Raw genomic sequence first — 14,496 nt, 5'->3', positions numbered from 1 at the left:
TTTGCGTCGTGGCAGCGCAAGCGCTGCCGCACTACTGCGTGACCTGCCGCGCGCCGATGCGCTGCGACGCGAGCCACAGCGCGATCAGTACGCCCGACAGCGCCGCGCCCGCGATGCAGACGCCGCGCCAGCCGTCGCTGCCGTACGCGACGCTCGCCGCGAACGACCCGAACGCGCCGCCGATGAAGTAGCTCGTCAGGTAGAGCGTCGTCACGCGGCTGCGTGCGTTGCCGGCCAGCGCATAGATCACGCTCTGGTTCGAGATGTGCATCCCCTGCACGCCGACGTCGAGCAGCAGGATGCCCGCGATCAGCGCCGCGAGCGAGTGCGCGCCGGCCGCGATCAGCGCGAACGATCCAAGCACGGCGGCCGCGAACAGCCCGGTCGCCGCATTGCCGTGCCCGCGATCGACGAGCCGGCCGGCCGACGTCGCCGCGAGCGCGCCTACCGCGCCGACGATCCCGAACAGGCCGATCTGTCCTTCGGAATAACCATACGGCGGCTGGCTCAGCAGGAACGTGAGGCCGGTCCACAGCAGGCTGAAGCACGCGAACACGAGCGCGCCGTAGGCGGAGCGCAGCGCGATCAGCGGTTGCGCGCGCACCAGCGCGACGAGCGACTTCATCAGCGCCGCGTAGTCGACGCGCGTGGTACGGCGATCCTTCGGCAGCTTCGCGGCGAGCACGGCGGTCAGCGCGAGCACCAGCGACGCGGCGATGCCGTACACCGCGCGCCAGCCGAACCCGTCGGCGATCGCGCCGGCCGCGACGCGCGCGAGCAGGATGCCGAGCAGCAGCCCGCTCATCACGGTGCCGACCGCGCGGCCGCGCGAGCGTGCATCGGCGAGCGACGCCGCGAACGGCACGAGCAGCTGGGTCGAACACGTGACGAAGCCGACCGCGACGTTCGCGACGACGAACATCGTGAAGTTCGTGCTGACCGTGACCGCGACCAGGGCGACGACGTTGAGCATCAGAAGCCGCACGATCAGCGTGTGGCGGTTGACCGCGTCGCCGAGCGGGACGATCAGCAGCAGGCTCGCCGCATAGCCGAGCTGCGTCAGCGTGACGAGATAGCCGAGCTCGGTCGGCGCGCGCCCGAAACTTCGCGCGATGGCCGCGAGCAGCGGCTGCGCGTAATAGATGTTGCCGATGACGATGCCGCACGCGCAGGCGAACAGCAGCGTCATGCCACGAGTGAGGGGAGGGTGGTTGTCGTGATGCGGTTCCATGGTCGCGAGAAAGGCGGCGACAGGCCGGCGGCACGGGGCCGGCGGCACGGGGCCGGCGGCTGCGCGGGTTGACGGAGGTCGGGGCCGGCGTCGACGGATCGGCGGTGAGCCGCTGCGCGCCGGGCGGATCGCGCCCGGCTCCCCGGATCGGGCGGGCGGCGGATCGTCGTGCGGCGGGCGCGGGAAGGCGGGCCCGGGCGTGCCGTTCCGGTGCGGCGACAGGCGCGGGGCACGGGAGCGGATGTGGGTATGATGCGGGAATCGACCCATAGCGTCCAAGACTGGATCCTTATGGGCTGCATTGGCAATCCCAATACATTGGCCGCGATGCTACTCCGCCACATCCGCTATTTCCTGGCCGTCGCCGAGCAGCGCAGCTTCACGCGCGCGGCCGACGCGCTGCACGTGTCGCAGCCGACGCTGTCGCAGCAGGTCCGCCAGCTCGAGGCGACGCTCGGCGTGCCGCTGTTCGACCGGTCGGGCCGCACGGTGCGCCTCACCGAATTCGGCGAAGTCTATGCGCGCCACGCGCGCGCCGCGCTGCAGGAACTCGATACGGGGCAGCGTGCGCTGCACGACGTGGCCGATCTCGGCGGCGGCTCGTTGCGGCTCGCGATGATGCCGACCTTCGCGGCCTACCTGAGCGGCTCGCTGATCGACGCGTTCCATGCCGACTATCCGAACGTCGCGCTGACGATCGACGCGATGCCGCAAGAGCGCATCGAGGCGCTGCTCGCCGACGATCGTCTCGACGCGGGCTTCGGGTTCGTACCGCCGCGTGCGCCGGACATCGACGCGCTGCCACTGTGGGACGAGCCGCTTGCGCTCGTGACGGGCCGCACGCACCGTCTCGCGCGGCGCCGCCGTGCGCTGACGCCGGCGGAACTCGGCGGCGAGCCGCTGGTGCTGCTGAGCCGCGCGTTCGCGACACGCGAGCGCATCGACCGGTATTTCATCGAGCATGGCGCGCAGCCGAAGATCGCGATCGAGACGAACACGATCAGCGCCGTGCTCGAGCTCGTGCGGCGCGGCCGGCTCGCGACGGTGCTGCCTCACGCGGTTGCGCGCGAGAGCAGCGACCTGTGCGCGCTGGAGATCGATCCGCCGCTGCCCACGCGCACGGCCGCGCTGCTCACGCGCAAGGGCGCGTACCGCAGCGTCGCGGCGCGCGCGTTCATCGAGCGCGCGCTCGCGTATCGCGAACCGTCGGGCGGGTGACCGGCGCGACCACGCGGCGGCGCGGCCGCGTTACACGCGCGGCGTCGGGAAGAAGATGCCGGCGCGCTGCGCGGCGTTCGCGATGTGCGTCTCGATCGCGCTGCCCGCGGCGGATGCGTCGCGCGCGATCAGCGCATCGACGATCGCGCGGTGCTCGTGCCAGGTCGACAGCAGCAGTTCGCGCCGGTAGAACGGCATCCGCTGGCTTTCCTTCATGATGTCGGCGCTGCTGCGCAGGATCGATTCGATCGCCGCGTTGCCGGCGAGGTGGATGATCCGCATGTGGAAGTCGAAGTCGAGCTGCGACGCTTCGTCGAGCGCGCTGTCGGACAGCGCGGCGTGCAGGTCGGTCAGGTTGGTCTCGAACCACGCGATGTCGTCGTCGCTGACGACGTGCGCGGCCATCCGCGCGGCGAACCCCTCGAGCGCATAGCGCATCTGGTAGGTATCGGGCGGCGACGACTGCTCGGCGAACTGCCACGCGTGCGCGGTCGCGGCCTGCGCGCTTTCGACGTACACGCCCTTGCCCGCGCGGATGCGCAGCATCCCGAGCGCCTCGAGCGTCGACAGCGCCTCGCGCAGCGACGCGCGGCTGATCTCCAGCTCCTCGGAGAGCTGGCGCTGGGCCGGCAGCAGGCTGCCGACCGGATACACGCCTGTCTCGATCCGGTCGCGGATCGTCGCGATGGCGGCGTCGGTCACGGTATGTGGAACATTTTTCATGATGCGAACGATGGCCGGTCTGACCGGCATTGTAATCCGCACTTGCGCGGTGCATGAGCGCCCTACGGGAAAGCCACGACCCGGCTCGTGCCGGGGCAGGAACGACGCGTGCGAAGGGGCGGGAAATCCCTATTTTGTCCGTCCTTGACGCCACTATATCGGCTTCCTACTATCCACCATAACATCACTGGTCTTACCAGTATGAACAGACGAAACTGCAACCGTTGGATCGGGAGAGCGCCGTGTCGAAATTCCTCAATTCGCTGTTTGGCCGGGTAGTCGTCGCATTGATCCTGGGGGTCGCGCTCGGCGCGTTCTTCCCGCATTTCGCCGAATCGCTACGGCCGCTCGGCGACGGCTTCCTGAAGCTGATCAAGATGGTGATCGGCCCGATCGTGTTCTGCGTCGTGGTCAGCGGGATGGCCAACGCGGGCGATCTGAAGAAGGTCGGCCGGGTCGGCCTGAAGGCGGTCGTCTACTTCGAGGTGATGACGACGCTCGCGCTCGGCATCGGCCTCGTGCTCGCCTGGCTCACGCGCCCGGGCGTCGGGATGAACATCGACCTGCGCTCGCTCGACGCGGCGTCGCTCGCGTCGTATGCGAAGAACGCCGAGAGCCTGAAGGACACGGCCGGCTACCTGATGAAGATCATCCCCGAGACCGCGATCGACGCGTTCGCGAAGGGCGACATCCTGCAGATCCTCGTGTTCGCGGTGCTGTTCGGCTCCGCGCTGTCGCTGCTCGGCGACAAGGCGCAGCGCGTCAACTCGCTGATCGAGGAACTGTCGCACGTGTTCTTCCGGATCATCGGCTTCATCATCAAGCTCGCGCCGCTCGGCGTGCTCGGCGCGATCGCGTTCACGACCGGCAAGTACGGCGTCGCGTCGCTCAAGCAGCTCGGCTACCTCGTCGCGGTGTTCTACCTGAGCTGCTTCGTGTTCGTCACGGTCGTGCTCGGTACGGTGATGCGGCTCGCGGGCTTCTCGGTGTTCAAGCTGATCCGCTACCTGCGCGAGGAACTGTCGATCGTGCTCGGCACGGCGTCGTCGGACGCGGTGCTGCCGCAGGTGATGCGCAAGCTCGAATACATGGGCGTCAAGGATTCGACGGTCGGCCTCGTGATCCCGACCGGCTATTCGTTCAACCTCGACGGCTTCTCGATCTACCTGACGCTCGCCGTGCTGTTCATCGCGCAGGCCACCAATACGCCGCTGTCGACGCACGACCTGATCGTCGTGCTGCTCGTGTCGCTCGTTACGTCGAAGGGCGCGCACGGCATCCCCGGGTCGGCGATCGTGATCCTCGCGGCGACGCTGTCGGCGATCCCCGCGATCCCGGTGCTGGGCCTCGTGCTGATCCTGCCGGTCGACTGGTTCGTCGGCATCGCCCGCGCGCTGACCAACCTGATCGGCAACTGCGTCGCGACGGTTGTGGTCGCGGTGTGGGAGAACGACATCGACCGCGCCCGCGCGACGCGCGTGCTGAATCGCGAGCTGCGCTACGTGCCCGCCGAAGAGGAAGGCCGCGCGGCCCCGGTCGCCGGCGACCAGGCTCACGCGCTCTGAGCGCGACCCCGCGCGGAGCGGCGGCGCTCGCGGCCGCCCCGCGCATCCGGCATTCATGTGGCCGGCGCCTCGACGCGCCGGCCCTTCATCGAACCTCAGGAGACGACATGGCAGCCCCCATTCTCGATCCGGACGCGCCGGCGTTCGCACGGCGTTACATGAACCTTGCCGACCCGCGCCTCGGTGCGCAGGCGCTGTTTGCCAGCGACGAATTCTTCGCGCCGAAGGAACGCATGCTCAATCCCGAGCCGGCGGTGTTCATTCCCGGCAAGTATGACGACCACGGCAAGTGGATGGACGGCTGGGAAACGCGCCGCAAGCGCACGACCGGCCACGACTTCTGCGTGGTGCGGCTCGCGCGGCCGGGCGTGATTCACGGCGTCGACCTCGACACGAGCCACTTCACCGGCAACTTCCCGCCGGCCGCGTCGATCGATGCGTGTATCGCCGAAGGCGACACGCCCCCCGACAACGCCGAATGGCGCACGATCGTTCCGGCGACGACGCTGCAGGGCAATGCGCATCACTACGTGAGCGTCGCCGATGCGCAACCGTACACGCACCTGCGCGTGAACCTGTATCCGGACGGCGGGCTCGCGCGGTTGCGCGTGTACGGCCAGCCGCAGCGCGACTGGCGCGACCAGCCGGCCGGCGAGCTGGTCGACCTCGCGGCGATCGAGAACGGCGGCCACCTGGTGGCCGCGAACAACCAGCACTTCGGCGCGGCCTCGCAGATGCTGATGCCGGGGCGCGGCGCGAACATGGGCGACGGCTGGGAAACGCGGCGGCGCCGCGAGCCCGGCAACGACTGGGCGATCGTCGCGCTTGCGCGGCCGGGCGTCATCCGGCGCGTCGAGGTCGACACGGCGTTCTTCAAGGGCAATTTCCCCGACCGCTGCTCGCTGCAGGCCGCGCGGGTCGCGGGCGGCACCGACGATTCGCTCGTCACGCAGGCGATGTTCTGGGCCGAACTGCTCGGCGAGCAGAAGCTGTCGATGGATCACGTCCACACGTTCGACCAGCTCGCCGCGCTCGGCCCCGTCACGCACGTGCGCTTCAACATCTTCCCGGACGGCGGCGTGTCGCGCCTGCGTCTGTGGGGCGAGCCGGCTTGAAGGAGGGCAACGGCATGAGCGGATCTCCCATCCTGCGCGTCGAGCGCCTGACCCGCGAAGCGTTCGCGCCGTTCGGCGACGTGATCGCACTCGAAGGCGCGCGGCATTTCCCGATCAACGGCGGCACGACCGAACGCTTTCACGATCTCGCGACGATCGACGTGTGCGCAGACGGCGGCCGGCCGCTCGTCAGCATGTTCCGCGCGCAGCCGCGCGCGCTGCCGGTCGCGGTCACGCTGATGGAGCGCCATCCGCACGGCAGCCAGGCGTTCATCCCGCTCGCGGCGGTGTCGCGTTACGCGATCGTCGTCGCGCCGGCCGGCGAGTTCCGGCCCGACGCGATGCGCGCGTTCCTGGCCGAAGGGTGGCAGGGCGTGAATTATGCGAAGGGTGTCTGGCACCACCCGCTGCTCGCGCTCGACGCGGTCAGCGATTTCGTGGTCGTCGATCGCGGCGGCCCGCAGCCGAACTGCGACGAGATCCCGCTCGACCATGCGTGGGGGCTCGCGTTCGAACCGGCTTGCGCGGGTATCGAAGGGGTTTCGTAAGCATTGCCGGCGATCCCGCGCGGCAGGCGGGAGCCGGAAAAGTACACGGCCCGGGCGGCGAGATGCCGGCCGGGCCGTGTCGCATGCGCGGGTCGCGCCGGTTCAGTGCTTGCGGTGCGGGCAGTTCTCGGTCGTGCAGGAGCCGTACATCGCGAGCGAGTGCTCCTGGAGCCGGAAGCCGCGCTCCTTCGCGATCGCCTGCTGGCGGCTTTCGATCTCGGGATCGAAGAATTCCTCGACGCGGCCGCAATCGAGGCACACGAGGTGGTCGTGGTGCGAGCCCTCGTTCAGCTCGAACACGGCCTTGCCGGATTCGAAGTTGCTGCGCGAGAGCAGGCCGGCCTGCTCGAACTGCGTGAGCACGCGGTAGACGGTCGCGAGCCCGATGTCGAGCTGCTCGTTGAGCAGGTTCCGGTAGACGTCTTCGGCCGTCAGGTGGCGCACGGGGCTCTGCTGGAAGATCTCGAGAATCTTCAGGCGCGGTAGGGTGGCCTTTAGCCCGATATTCTTGAGATCCGTCGGATTGGTCATGGCTAGGCATCCCTAGAGTACAATGCAGGGCTTCAATGTTACCGGCTTTTCGCCGTTCCAGAAACACGCGCGGCCTGCCACGGGCCTGCACGGTGAGGGAAATGATTCCAGAATCTCTTTCGCACTTTCAGAGGAGCCGCATGCGGAGTGTCATCATCGCTGCCGCCGCCGTTGCCGCGCTGGCTGGTTGTTCGTCGTACGACAGCGTGACGCAGCGCATCGCGCAGAGCATCACCCCTTACCGGATTACCGTCGTGCAAGGCAACTTCGTGTCGCAGGAGAAGGCCGCGCAGCTGCAGGTCGGCATGTCGCGCGAGCAGGTGCGCACGCTGCTCGGCACGCCGCTGCTGGCGGACATGTTCCATGCCGACCGCTGGGATTACCTGTTCTACTTCAAGCGCGGCTCGACCGCCGTCGTCCAGCAGCGCGACCTCGTCGTGACGTTCGTGGGCGATCGCGTCGCGGGCTGGACGGGGGCGGACAACCTGCCTTCGGAACTCGACCTGCTGGCCGACATCGACGGCGACCGCGGCGGCAAGAAGGCGAAGGCGGCCGCGGCGGCGAAGAAGGCCGCCGAGGCTGCCGCCGCCGCGAGCGCCGCGCAAGCGGCGAGCGCGCCGGCGCCGGAGGCCGTCGCCGGCCCGTCCGACGCGGCCGCTGCGGCCGGCCAGGACGCGAACGAGCAGGCGGCGCGCGCGGCCAACCGCGCGACCAACCAGGTGTCCGGGCAGACCGCGGCCGCGCGCCGGTTCACGCCGTCGACGCAGGCTTCCAGCGGCGCGCCGGTGCCGGGCGGCCAGCCGCCGGGCGCCGTGCCGGCGATCCAGCCGCAGTTCCAGTTCCACCGTCCGCCGCAGCCGAACACGTCGAGCGACGCGGCGCAGCCGGTCGGCCCGCAAGGCTCGGACACGCTGCAGAACCAGCCGATCACCGCGCCGGCCCAGTCGCAGTAAGCGGGAACCGGGCGGCATGCGCCGCCCGCCTTTAGACCTGTCGTGTAGAAAGCCATGAAGATTGCGATTGCCGGCGCATCGGGCCGAATGGGCCGGATGCTGATCGAAGCCGTTCTCAACGATGCCGACGCGCAGCTCGTCGGCGCGCTCGACCGTGCCGATTCGCCGTTCCTCGGCCAGGACGCCGGCGCGTTCCTCGGCAAGGAAACCGGGGTCAAGCTGACCGCCGACCTCGACGCCGTGTTCGCGCAGGCCGATTACCTGATCGATTTCACGCGTCCGGAAGGCACGATGGCGCACATCGAGGCCGCGCTGCGCCACGACGTGCGGCTCGTGATCGGCACGACCGGCTTCACCGCCGAGCAGAAGGCCGGGCTGCAGGCCGCCGCGGCCAGGATCGGCATCGTATTCGCGGCGAACATGAGCGTCGGCGTGAACGTCACGCTGAAGCTGCTCGAATTCGCGGCCAAGCATTTCTCGCACGGCTACGACATCGAGATCATCGAGGCGCATCACCGCCACAAGGTCGATGCGCCGTCGGGCACCGCGCTGATGATGGGTGAGGCCGTCGCCGGCGCGCTCGGGCGCACGCTCGACGATTGCGCGGTGTACGGCCGCCACGGCGTGACGGGCGAGCGCGATCCGTCGTCGATCGGCTTTGCCGCGGTGCGCGGCGGCGACATCGTCGGCGATCACACCGTGCTGTTCGCCGGGATCGGCGAGCGCATCGAGATCACGCACAAGTCGTCGAGCCGCGTGTCGTACGCGCAGGGCGCGCTGCGTGCGGTCCGCTTCCTGTCGGCGCGCGGCGCCGGCCTGTTCGACATGCAGGACGTGCTCGGCCTGCGCTGAGCCCACGGGGAAACTCCGATGGCGATTCCCACCGGCGTTGTCCACTACCTCGAAAGCGGCGATGCGATCACGCACGCCGTCGCCTATGTGCTGCTGGCGATGTCCATCGCCAGCTGGTGCTTCCTGTTCATGAAAGCCTGGCTGCTGGTCCGTGCGAAGCGGCAGGGGCCGCGCGCGCTCGCCGCGTTCTGGCGCGCGCCGTCCCTCGACGCGGGCATTGCCGCGCTGGCCGGCGCCGATCGCGAGCGCGTGTTCGTGCCGCTCGCCGAAGCCGCGCGCGATGCGGCCGACGACCACGACCCGGCCGCGCTGGCCGCCCGCGTCGAGCGCGGCGAACGCGTGCTGCGGGCGCTGCGGCACGCGATGCTGCGTTCGCAGCGGCGGCTCGAATTCGGCCAGGTGCTGCTCGCGTCGATCGGCAGCACCGCGCCGTTCGTCGGGCTGCTCGGCACCGTGTGGGGCATCTACCACGCGCTCGGCAGCATCGCCGCGAGCGGGCAGGCGCAGATCGAGAACGTCGCGGGGCCGGTCGGCGAGGCGCTGATCATGACCGCGTTCGGGCTCGTCGTCGCGATTCCCGCGGTGCTGGCCTACAACATCCTCGGCCGGCTCGTGCGGCAGCTCGCCGAGGAGCTCGACGGCTTCGCGCGCGACCTGCACGTGTTCGTGTGCGCGCAGGGCGCCTGACGCGCCCGTCCGGGAGGAACGACCATGGCATTCGGCGGGCTCGAGCACCACAAGACGTCCGCGCCGATGGCGGAGATCAACATGACTCCGCTGATCGACGTGATGCTCGTGCTGCTCGTCATCTTCATCATCACCGCGCCGCTGATGACGCATGCGATCCGGCTCGACCTGCCGAAGGTCGCGGCCGGCGTCGCGCGCGATACGCCGCAATCCGTCACGTTGTCGATCGACGACGCGGGCAAGCTGTACTGGGACGACGCGCCGGTGGCGCTCGACGCGCTGCCCGCGCGCTTCCGGGCCGCCGCCGCGGGCGGCGCGCCGCCCGAGTTGCGGCTGCGCGCGTCGCGCGCGACGCGCTACGACGTGATCGCGCAGGTGATGGGCGCCGCGCAGGCGGCGGGCCTCACGCGGATCGGCTTCGTGACCGACGTGCCGCCGCAGGCGGGCGGTTCCGCCGCACCGGCCGCCGTGCCGGCGAATCGCTGAGCGGCTCCGGCAGGTCCGTACCTGCCGCGGGATCGGGCCGCACGCCGCAAGACCGGCCGAATGGGGCGGCGCGGGCGGTATAATCAACGTTTTTCCCGGTTGGCAGGCGGTTTCCAGGCAACCCGGAATTTTCCGGGCGACCCGCGCATGCTTCGGGTCACCCGGGAAGTACCCGGCAACCGGCAGCCGCTCCGGCCGCAGCGAACCTGCAGGCCTGCCGGGCAAGCACGACTTTCGATCCACTCCTGCGCGCGCCGTCGCGCCGCTTAAAGCCTAGTCCGAACCACACCATGCACGAGAGATACGTACCCGCCGACGTCGAAGCCGCCGCCCAGGGCGACTGGCGCGCAGCCGATGCCTACAAGACGAAGGAAGATTCGCAGAAGCCGAAGTTCTACTGCGTGTCGATGCTGCCGTACCCGTCCGGCAAGCTGCATATGGGTCACGTGCGGAACTACACGATCAACGACGTGATGTACCGCTATCTGCGGATGAACGGCTACAACACGCTGATGCCGATGGGCTGGGACGCGTTCGGGATGCCGGCCGAAAACGCCGCGATGGCGAACGGCGTGCCGCCCGCGAAGTGGACCTACGACAACATCGACTACATGAAGGGCCAGATGCAGTCGATGGGCCTCGCGATCGACTGGTCGCGCGAAATCGCGACGTGCAAGCCCGACTACTACAAGTGGAACCAGTGGCTGTTCCTGAAGATGCTCGAGAAGGGCATCGCGTACAAGAAGACGGGCACCGTGAACTGGGACCCGGTCGACCAGACCGTGCTCGCGAACGAGCAGGTGATCGACGGCCGCGGCTGGCGCTCGGGCGCGCTCGTCGAGAAGCGCGAGATCCCGATGTATTACCTGCGCATCACGCAGTACGCGGATGAGCTGCTGAACGATCTCGACGGCCTCGGCTGGCCCGAGCGCGTGAAGATCATGCAGCAGAACTGGATCGGCAAGAGCTTTGGCGTGAACTTCGGCTTCCCGTACGAACTCGACGGCGAGAAGAAGCTGCTGCGCGTGTTCACCACGCGCGCCGACACGATCATGGGCGTCACGTTCTGCGCGATCGCGGCCGAGCATCCGCTCGCCACGCGCCTCGCGCAGGACAAGCCCGAGCTGCTCGCGTTCATCGACGAATGCAAGCGCGGCGGCGTCGCCGAGGCCGACGTCGCGACGATGGAGAAGAAGGGCGTCGCGACGGGCTTTTCGGTCAAGCACCCGCTGACCGGCGAGCCGGTCGAGGTGTGGATCGGCAACTACGTGCTGATGAGCTATGGCGAAGGCGCGGTGATGGGCGTACCGGGCCACGACGAGCGCGATTTCGCGTTCGCGAAGAAATACGACCTGCCGATCAAGCAGGTGATCTCGGCCGAAGGCCAGCAGTATTCGCTCGACGCATGGCAGGAGTGGTACGGCGACAAGGAAACCGCGGTCTGCGTGAACAGCGGCCAGTACGACGGCCTGCGCTACTCGGAAGCCGTCGACGCGGTCGCGGCCGACCTGAATGCCGGCGGCTTCGGCGACAAGCAGGTTACGTGGCGCCTGCGCGACTGGGGCGTGTCGCGCCAGCGCTACTGGGGCACGCCGATCCCGATCATCCACTGCCCGTCGTGCGGCGACGTGCCGGTGCCGGAGCAGGACCTGCCGGTCGTGCTGCCGGAAGACCTCGTGCCGGACGGCTCGGGCAACCCGCTCGCGAAGTCGGAAGCGTTCCTGAACTGCGCGTGCCCGAAGTGCGGCGCGGCCGCGAAGCGCGAAACCGACACGATGGACACCTTCGTCGATTCGTCGTGGTACTTCTCGCGCTACACGGCGCCGGACGCCGAGACCATGGTCGACGCGCGCACCGACTACTGGATGCCGATGGATCAGTACATCGGCGGCATCGAGCACGCGATCCTGCACCTGCTGTATTCGCGCTTCTGGACCAAGGTGATGCGCGACCTCGGCCTCGTGAAGTTCGGCGAACCGGCGAAGAACCTGCTCACGCAGGGGATGGTGCTGAACGAAACGTTCTACCGTGAGGACGCGTCCGGCAAGAAGACCTGGTACAACCCGGCCGACGTGACCGTCACGTTCGACGACAAGGGCCGCCCGGTCGGCGCGACGCTGAACACCGACGGCCAGCCGGTCGTGCTCGGCGGCATCGAGAAGATGTCGAAGTCGAAGAACAACGGCGTCGATCCGCAGGTGCTGATCGACCAGTACGGTGCGGACACCGCGCGCCTGTTCACGATGTTCGCCGCGCCGCCCGAGCAGCAGCTCGAGTGGTCGGGTGCGGGCGTCGAGGGCGCGAGCCGCTTCCTGCGCCGCGTGTGGAGCTTCGGTGCGACGAACCGCGAAGCGCTCGCCGCGCGCGCGGGCTTCGATGCGGCCGGGCTCGGCGAAACCGACAAGACGCTGCGCCGCGAGATCTACAGTGTGCTGAAGCAGGCCGATTTCGATTACCAGCGCCTGCAGTACAACACGGTCGTGTCGGCCGCGATGAAGATGCTGAACGCGATCGACGGCGCGAAGGGCGCGACGCCCGGCGTGCTGCGCGAGACATACGGCGTGCTGCTGCGCGTGCTTTACCCGGTCGTGCCGCACGTCACGTTCGAGCTGTGGAAGGCGCTCGGCTATGCGGACGAGTTCGGCCCGCTGCTCGACGCGCCGTGGCCGAAGGTCGACGAGGCCGCGCTCGAGCAGGCCGAGATCGAACTCGTGCTGCAGGTGAACGGCAAGGTGCGCGGCGCGCTGAAGGTGGCGAAGGACGCCAGCCGCGAGGCGATCGAAGCCGCGGCGGTGGCCGACGAAGCGTTCGCGAAGTTCAGCGACGGCAAGCCGGCGAAGAAGATCGTCGTCGTGCCGGGCCGTCTCGTGAACATCGTCGTCTGACGGCCGCCGGCCTTCCGACGTACCCAGAAGGAGCGAAGGTGATCCGCAGATCGTTTTTGATGCTCGTCGGCAGCGCGGTTGCGCTGTCGGCATGCGGCTTCCAGTTGCGTGGCCAGCAGAATTACGCGTTCAAGCACTTGCTGGTGGTCGGCGCGCCGGCCCCCGTCGAGGCGCGGCTCGTGCGCCTCGTCGAGGCCGGCAGCGACACGAAGATCGTCAAGTCGGCGGACGGCGCCGATGCCGTGCTGCGCATGTGGGAGGCGCGCAACCAGAACACGCTGACGCTCAACAAGTTCGGCTCGGCGCAGGAATATGCACTGTTCTATACGCTGAACTACACGTTGACGAGCAAGGACGGCACCGTGCTGATCCCGACGAGCGTGATCGCGCTGAATCGCGCGATGACGTACAGCGACCAGTACACGAACGCGAAGGCGCAGGAAGCCGACATCCTGTATGGCGACATGCAGAACGACGCGGTCGACCAGCTGATGCGGCGTCTCGCGATCGTCCACTCGCTGACGCCGGCGCCGGAAGACGTGGTGCCGGGCGTCTGGCCGCGCGCGCCGCTGCCGCCGCCGCCGCTCTGATCGGGCGCACGCATCGATGCAACTGCGACTTGATGCGCTGGAGCCGCACCTCGCGAAGGGGGTGGCGGGGCTCTATACCGTCTACGGCGACGAGCCGCTGCTCGCGCAGGAGGCGTGCGACCGCATTCGCGCGGCCGCACGCGCGGCCGGCTTCACCGAACGTTCGGTGCATACGGTCGAGCGCGGCTTCGACTGGAGCGTGCTGCTCGGCGCGACCCAGGCGATGTCGCTGTTCGGCGAGCGCCAGCTGATCGAGCTGCGCATTCCGTCGGGCAAGCCCGGCAAGGAAGGCGCCGATGCGCTGAAGACGCTCGCGGCCACGCCCAACCCCGACGCGCTGATGCTCGTCACGTTGCCGCGCCTCGACGCGGCGACGCAGAAATCCGCGTGGTTCACCGCGCTGCAGAACGGCGGCGTCGCGCTGAAGATCGATCCGGTCGACCGCGCGCAGTTGCCGAACTGGATCGGCCAGCGTCTCGCGCTGCAGGGCCAGCGGGCCGCGCCTGGCGAGGACGGGCGCCGCGCGCTGCAGTTCATCGCCGAGCGTGTCGAAGGCAACCTGCTCGCCGCGCATCAGGAAATCCAGAAGCTCGGGCTGCTGTATCCGCAGGGCGCGCTGTCGTTCGAGCTGGTGCACGACGCGGTGCTGAACGTCGCGCGCTACGACGTGTTCAAGCTGAACGAGGCGATGCTCGCCGGCGATGCTGCGCGGCTCGCGCGGATGATCGACGGGCTGAAGGGCGAGGGCGAGGCGATCGTGCTCGTGATGTGGGCCGTTGTCGAGGAATTGCGCACGCTGCTGCGGATCAAGCGCGGCACGACGGCCGGCAAGCCGCTGGCGACGCTGCTGCGCGAGAACCGCGTATGGGGGCCGCGCGAGCGGCTGATCGGCCCCGCGCTGAACCGCGTGTCGGAAGGCGGGCTCGAGAAGGCGCTCGCGTTCGCCGCGAAGCTCGACCGGCAGGTCAAGGGGCTCACGGCCGTCATGCCGGGGCGCCGCACGCAGGACGAGCCGCCGCCCGATCCGTGGGACGGCCTGTTTCAGCTCGCGATGACGGTGGCCGGTGCCCGCGGCGAACGACCGCCGACCGCGGGTCGCGTGCGGCGTTAAG

General features: G+C 69.0%; 14 protein-coding genes. 11 read left to right on the top strand and 3 right to left on the bottom strand.

Annotated elements, in window-relative coordinates; translation table 11 throughout:
- Positions 1 to 31: 31 nt before the first annotated feature.
- Complete coding sequence (locus tag GQ56_RS0111950; protein WP_031398878.1) at positions 32 to 1,231, bottom strand: MFS transporter; 1,200 nt, start codon at positions 1,229 to 1,231, stop codon at positions 32 to 34.
- 327 nt (positions 1,232 to 1,558) lie between these two features.
- On the opposite strand from GQ56_RS0111950, the gene cynR reads away from it, so the two are divergent.
- The gene (gene cynR, locus GQ56_RS0111945) at positions 1,559 to 2,449 is read left to right on the top strand and encodes a transcriptional regulator CynR (RefSeq protein ID WP_031398877.1); all 891 of its coding nucleotides are present in this window, start codon (positions 1,559 to 1,561) and stop codon (positions 2,447 to 2,449) included.
- 30 nt (positions 2,450 to 2,479) lie between these two features.
- On the opposite strand, the gene GQ56_RS0111940 is transcribed toward cynR, so the two are convergent.
- Positions 2,480 to 3,202: a FadR/GntR family transcriptional regulator gene (locus GQ56_RS0111940; protein WP_031398876.1), complete on the bottom strand. Its 723-nt coding sequence runs from the start codon at positions 3,200 to 3,202 to the stop codon at positions 2,480 to 2,482.
- Between the two features lie 212 nt (positions 3,203 to 3,414).
- On the opposite strand from GQ56_RS0111940, the gene GQ56_RS0111935 reads away from it, so the two are divergent.
- The 3 genes from GQ56_RS0111935 (at position 3,415) to GQ56_RS0111925 (ending at position 6,400) form a co-directional block, all read left to right on the top strand.
- Positions 3,415 to 4,737: a C4-dicarboxylate transporter DctA gene (locus tag GQ56_RS0111935; protein WP_031398875.1), complete on the top strand. Its 1,323-nt coding sequence runs from the start codon at positions 3,415 to 3,417 to the stop codon at positions 4,735 to 4,737.
- A gap of 107 nt (positions 4,738 to 4,844) precedes the next feature.
- Positions 4,845 to 5,852, top strand: coding sequence for an allantoicase (gene alc / locus GQ56_RS0111930; RefSeq protein ID WP_031398874.1), 1,008 nt, complete (start codon positions 4,845 to 4,847; stop codon positions 5,850 to 5,852).
- Positions 5,853 to 5,866: 14 nt separating this feature from the next.
- On the top strand, positions 5,867 to 6,400 hold the full coding sequence (locus tag GQ56_RS0111925; protein ID WP_031398873.1) for an ureidoglycolate lyase: 534 nt from the start codon (positions 5,867 to 5,869) through the stop codon (positions 6,398 to 6,400).
- Between the two features lie 102 nt (positions 6,401 to 6,502).
- On the opposite strand, the gene fur is transcribed toward GQ56_RS0111925, so the two are convergent.
- On the bottom strand, positions 6,503 to 6,931 hold the full coding sequence (gene fur / locus GQ56_RS0111920) for a ferric iron uptake transcriptional regulator (RefSeq protein ID WP_031398872.1): 429 nt from the start codon (positions 6,929 to 6,931) through the stop codon (positions 6,503 to 6,505).
- Positions 6,932 to 7,071: 140 nt separating this feature from the next.
- Between fur and GQ56_RS0111915 the strand changes: the two genes are divergently transcribed.
- From GQ56_RS0111915 to holA, 7 genes are all read left to right on the top strand, one after another.
- Positions 7,072 to 7,884, top strand: a complete 813-nt coding sequence (locus GQ56_RS0111915; RefSeq protein WP_031398871.1) for an outer membrane protein assembly factor BamE — start codon at positions 7,072 to 7,074, stop codon at positions 7,882 to 7,884.
- A 54-nt stretch (positions 7,885 to 7,938) separates the two neighbouring features.
- Entirely contained in the window at positions 7,939 to 8,736 is a 798-nt protein-coding gene (dapB, locus tag GQ56_RS0111910; RefSeq protein ID WP_031398870.1) for a 4-hydroxy-tetrahydrodipicolinate reductase, read from the top strand.
- An 18-nt stretch (positions 8,737 to 8,754) separates the two neighbouring features.
- Positions 8,755 to 9,423, top strand: a complete 669-nt coding sequence (locus tag GQ56_RS0111905) for a MotA/TolQ/ExbB proton channel family protein (RefSeq protein WP_031398869.1) — start codon at positions 8,755 to 8,757, stop codon at positions 9,421 to 9,423.
- A 24-nt stretch (positions 9,424 to 9,447) separates the two neighbouring features.
- On the top strand, positions 9,448 to 9,909 hold the full coding sequence (locus tag GQ56_RS0111900) for an ExbD/TolR family protein (protein ID WP_031398868.1): 462 nt from the start codon (positions 9,448 to 9,450) through the stop codon (positions 9,907 to 9,909).
- 290 nt (positions 9,910 to 10,199) lie between these two features.
- Positions 10,200 to 12,794 carry a leucine--tRNA ligase gene (gene leuS, locus GQ56_RS0111895; RefSeq protein WP_031398867.1) on the top strand — a complete coding sequence of 865 codons (2,595 nt, stop codon included), beginning with the start codon at positions 10,200 to 10,202 and terminating at the stop codon, positions 12,792 to 12,794.
- A gap of 38 nt (positions 12,795 to 12,832) precedes the next feature.
- A complete protein-coding gene (locus tag GQ56_RS0111890; protein ID WP_034198068.1) occupies positions 12,833 to 13,384 on the top strand; it encodes an LPS-assembly lipoprotein LptE in 552 nt (183 codons plus the stop codon).
- Between the two features lie 16 nt (positions 13,385 to 13,400).
- The gene (gene holA / locus GQ56_RS0111885; RefSeq protein ID WP_031398865.1) at positions 13,401 to 14,495 is read left to right on the top strand and encodes a DNA polymerase III subunit delta; all 1,095 of its coding nucleotides are present in this window, start codon (positions 13,401 to 13,403) and stop codon (positions 14,493 to 14,495) included.
- The last annotated feature ends 1 nt before the right edge of the window (position 14,496 follow it).

Origin of the sequence: Burkholderia paludis, assembly GCF_000732615.1 — a bacterium.
Lineage (GTDB): Bacteria > Pseudomonadota > Gammaproteobacteria > Burkholderiales > Burkholderiaceae > Burkholderia > Burkholderia paludis.
This window is presented reverse-complemented; position numbering and strand designations above follow the sequence as displayed.

Excerpts from the sequence above, each read along its gene's own strand:
- fur (WP_031398872.1), bottom strand. The coding sequence starts at position 6,931 with ATGACCAATCCGACGGATCTCAAGAATATCGGGCTAAAGGCCACCCTA.
- GQ56_RS0111905 (WP_031398869.1), top strand. The coding sequence starts at position 8,755 with ATGGCGATTCCCACCGGCGTTGTCCACTACCTCGAAAGCGGCGATGCG.
- GQ56_RS0111915 (WP_031398871.1), top strand. The coding sequence starts at position 7,072 with ATGCGGAGTGTCATCATCGCTGCCGCCGCCGTTGCCGCGCTGGCTGGT.
- GQ56_RS0111925 (WP_031398873.1), top strand. The coding sequence starts at position 5,867 with ATGAGCGGATCTCCCATCCTGCGCGTCGAGCGCCTGACCCGCGAAGCG.
- dapB (WP_031398870.1), top strand. The coding sequence starts at position 7,939 with ATGAAGATTGCGATTGCCGGCGCATCGGGCCGAATGGGCCGGATGCTG.
- GQ56_RS0111900 (WP_031398868.1), top strand. The coding sequence starts at position 9,448 with ATGGCATTCGGCGGGCTCGAGCACCACAAGACGTCCGCGCCGATGGCG.
- cynR (WP_031398877.1), top strand. The coding sequence starts at position 1,559 with ATGCTACTCCGCCACATCCGCTATTTCCTGGCCGTCGCCGAGCAGCGC.
- leuS (WP_031398867.1), top strand. The coding sequence starts at position 10,200 with ATGCACGAGAGATACGTACCCGCCGACGTCGAAGCCGCCGCCCAGGGC.
- GQ56_RS0111950 (WP_031398878.1), bottom strand. The coding sequence starts at position 1,231 with ATGGAACCGCATCACGACAACCACCCTCCCCTCACTCGTGGCATGACG.
- holA (WP_031398865.1), top strand. The coding sequence starts at position 13,401 with ATGCAACTGCGACTTGATGCGCTGGAGCCGCACCTCGCGAAGGGGGTG.
- GQ56_RS0111940 (WP_031398876.1), bottom strand. The coding sequence starts at position 3,202 with ATGCCGGTCAGACCGGCCATCGTTCGCATCATGAAAAATGTTCCACAT.
- alc (WP_031398874.1), top strand. The coding sequence starts at position 4,845 with ATGGCAGCCCCCATTCTCGATCCGGACGCGCCGGCGTTCGCACGGCGT.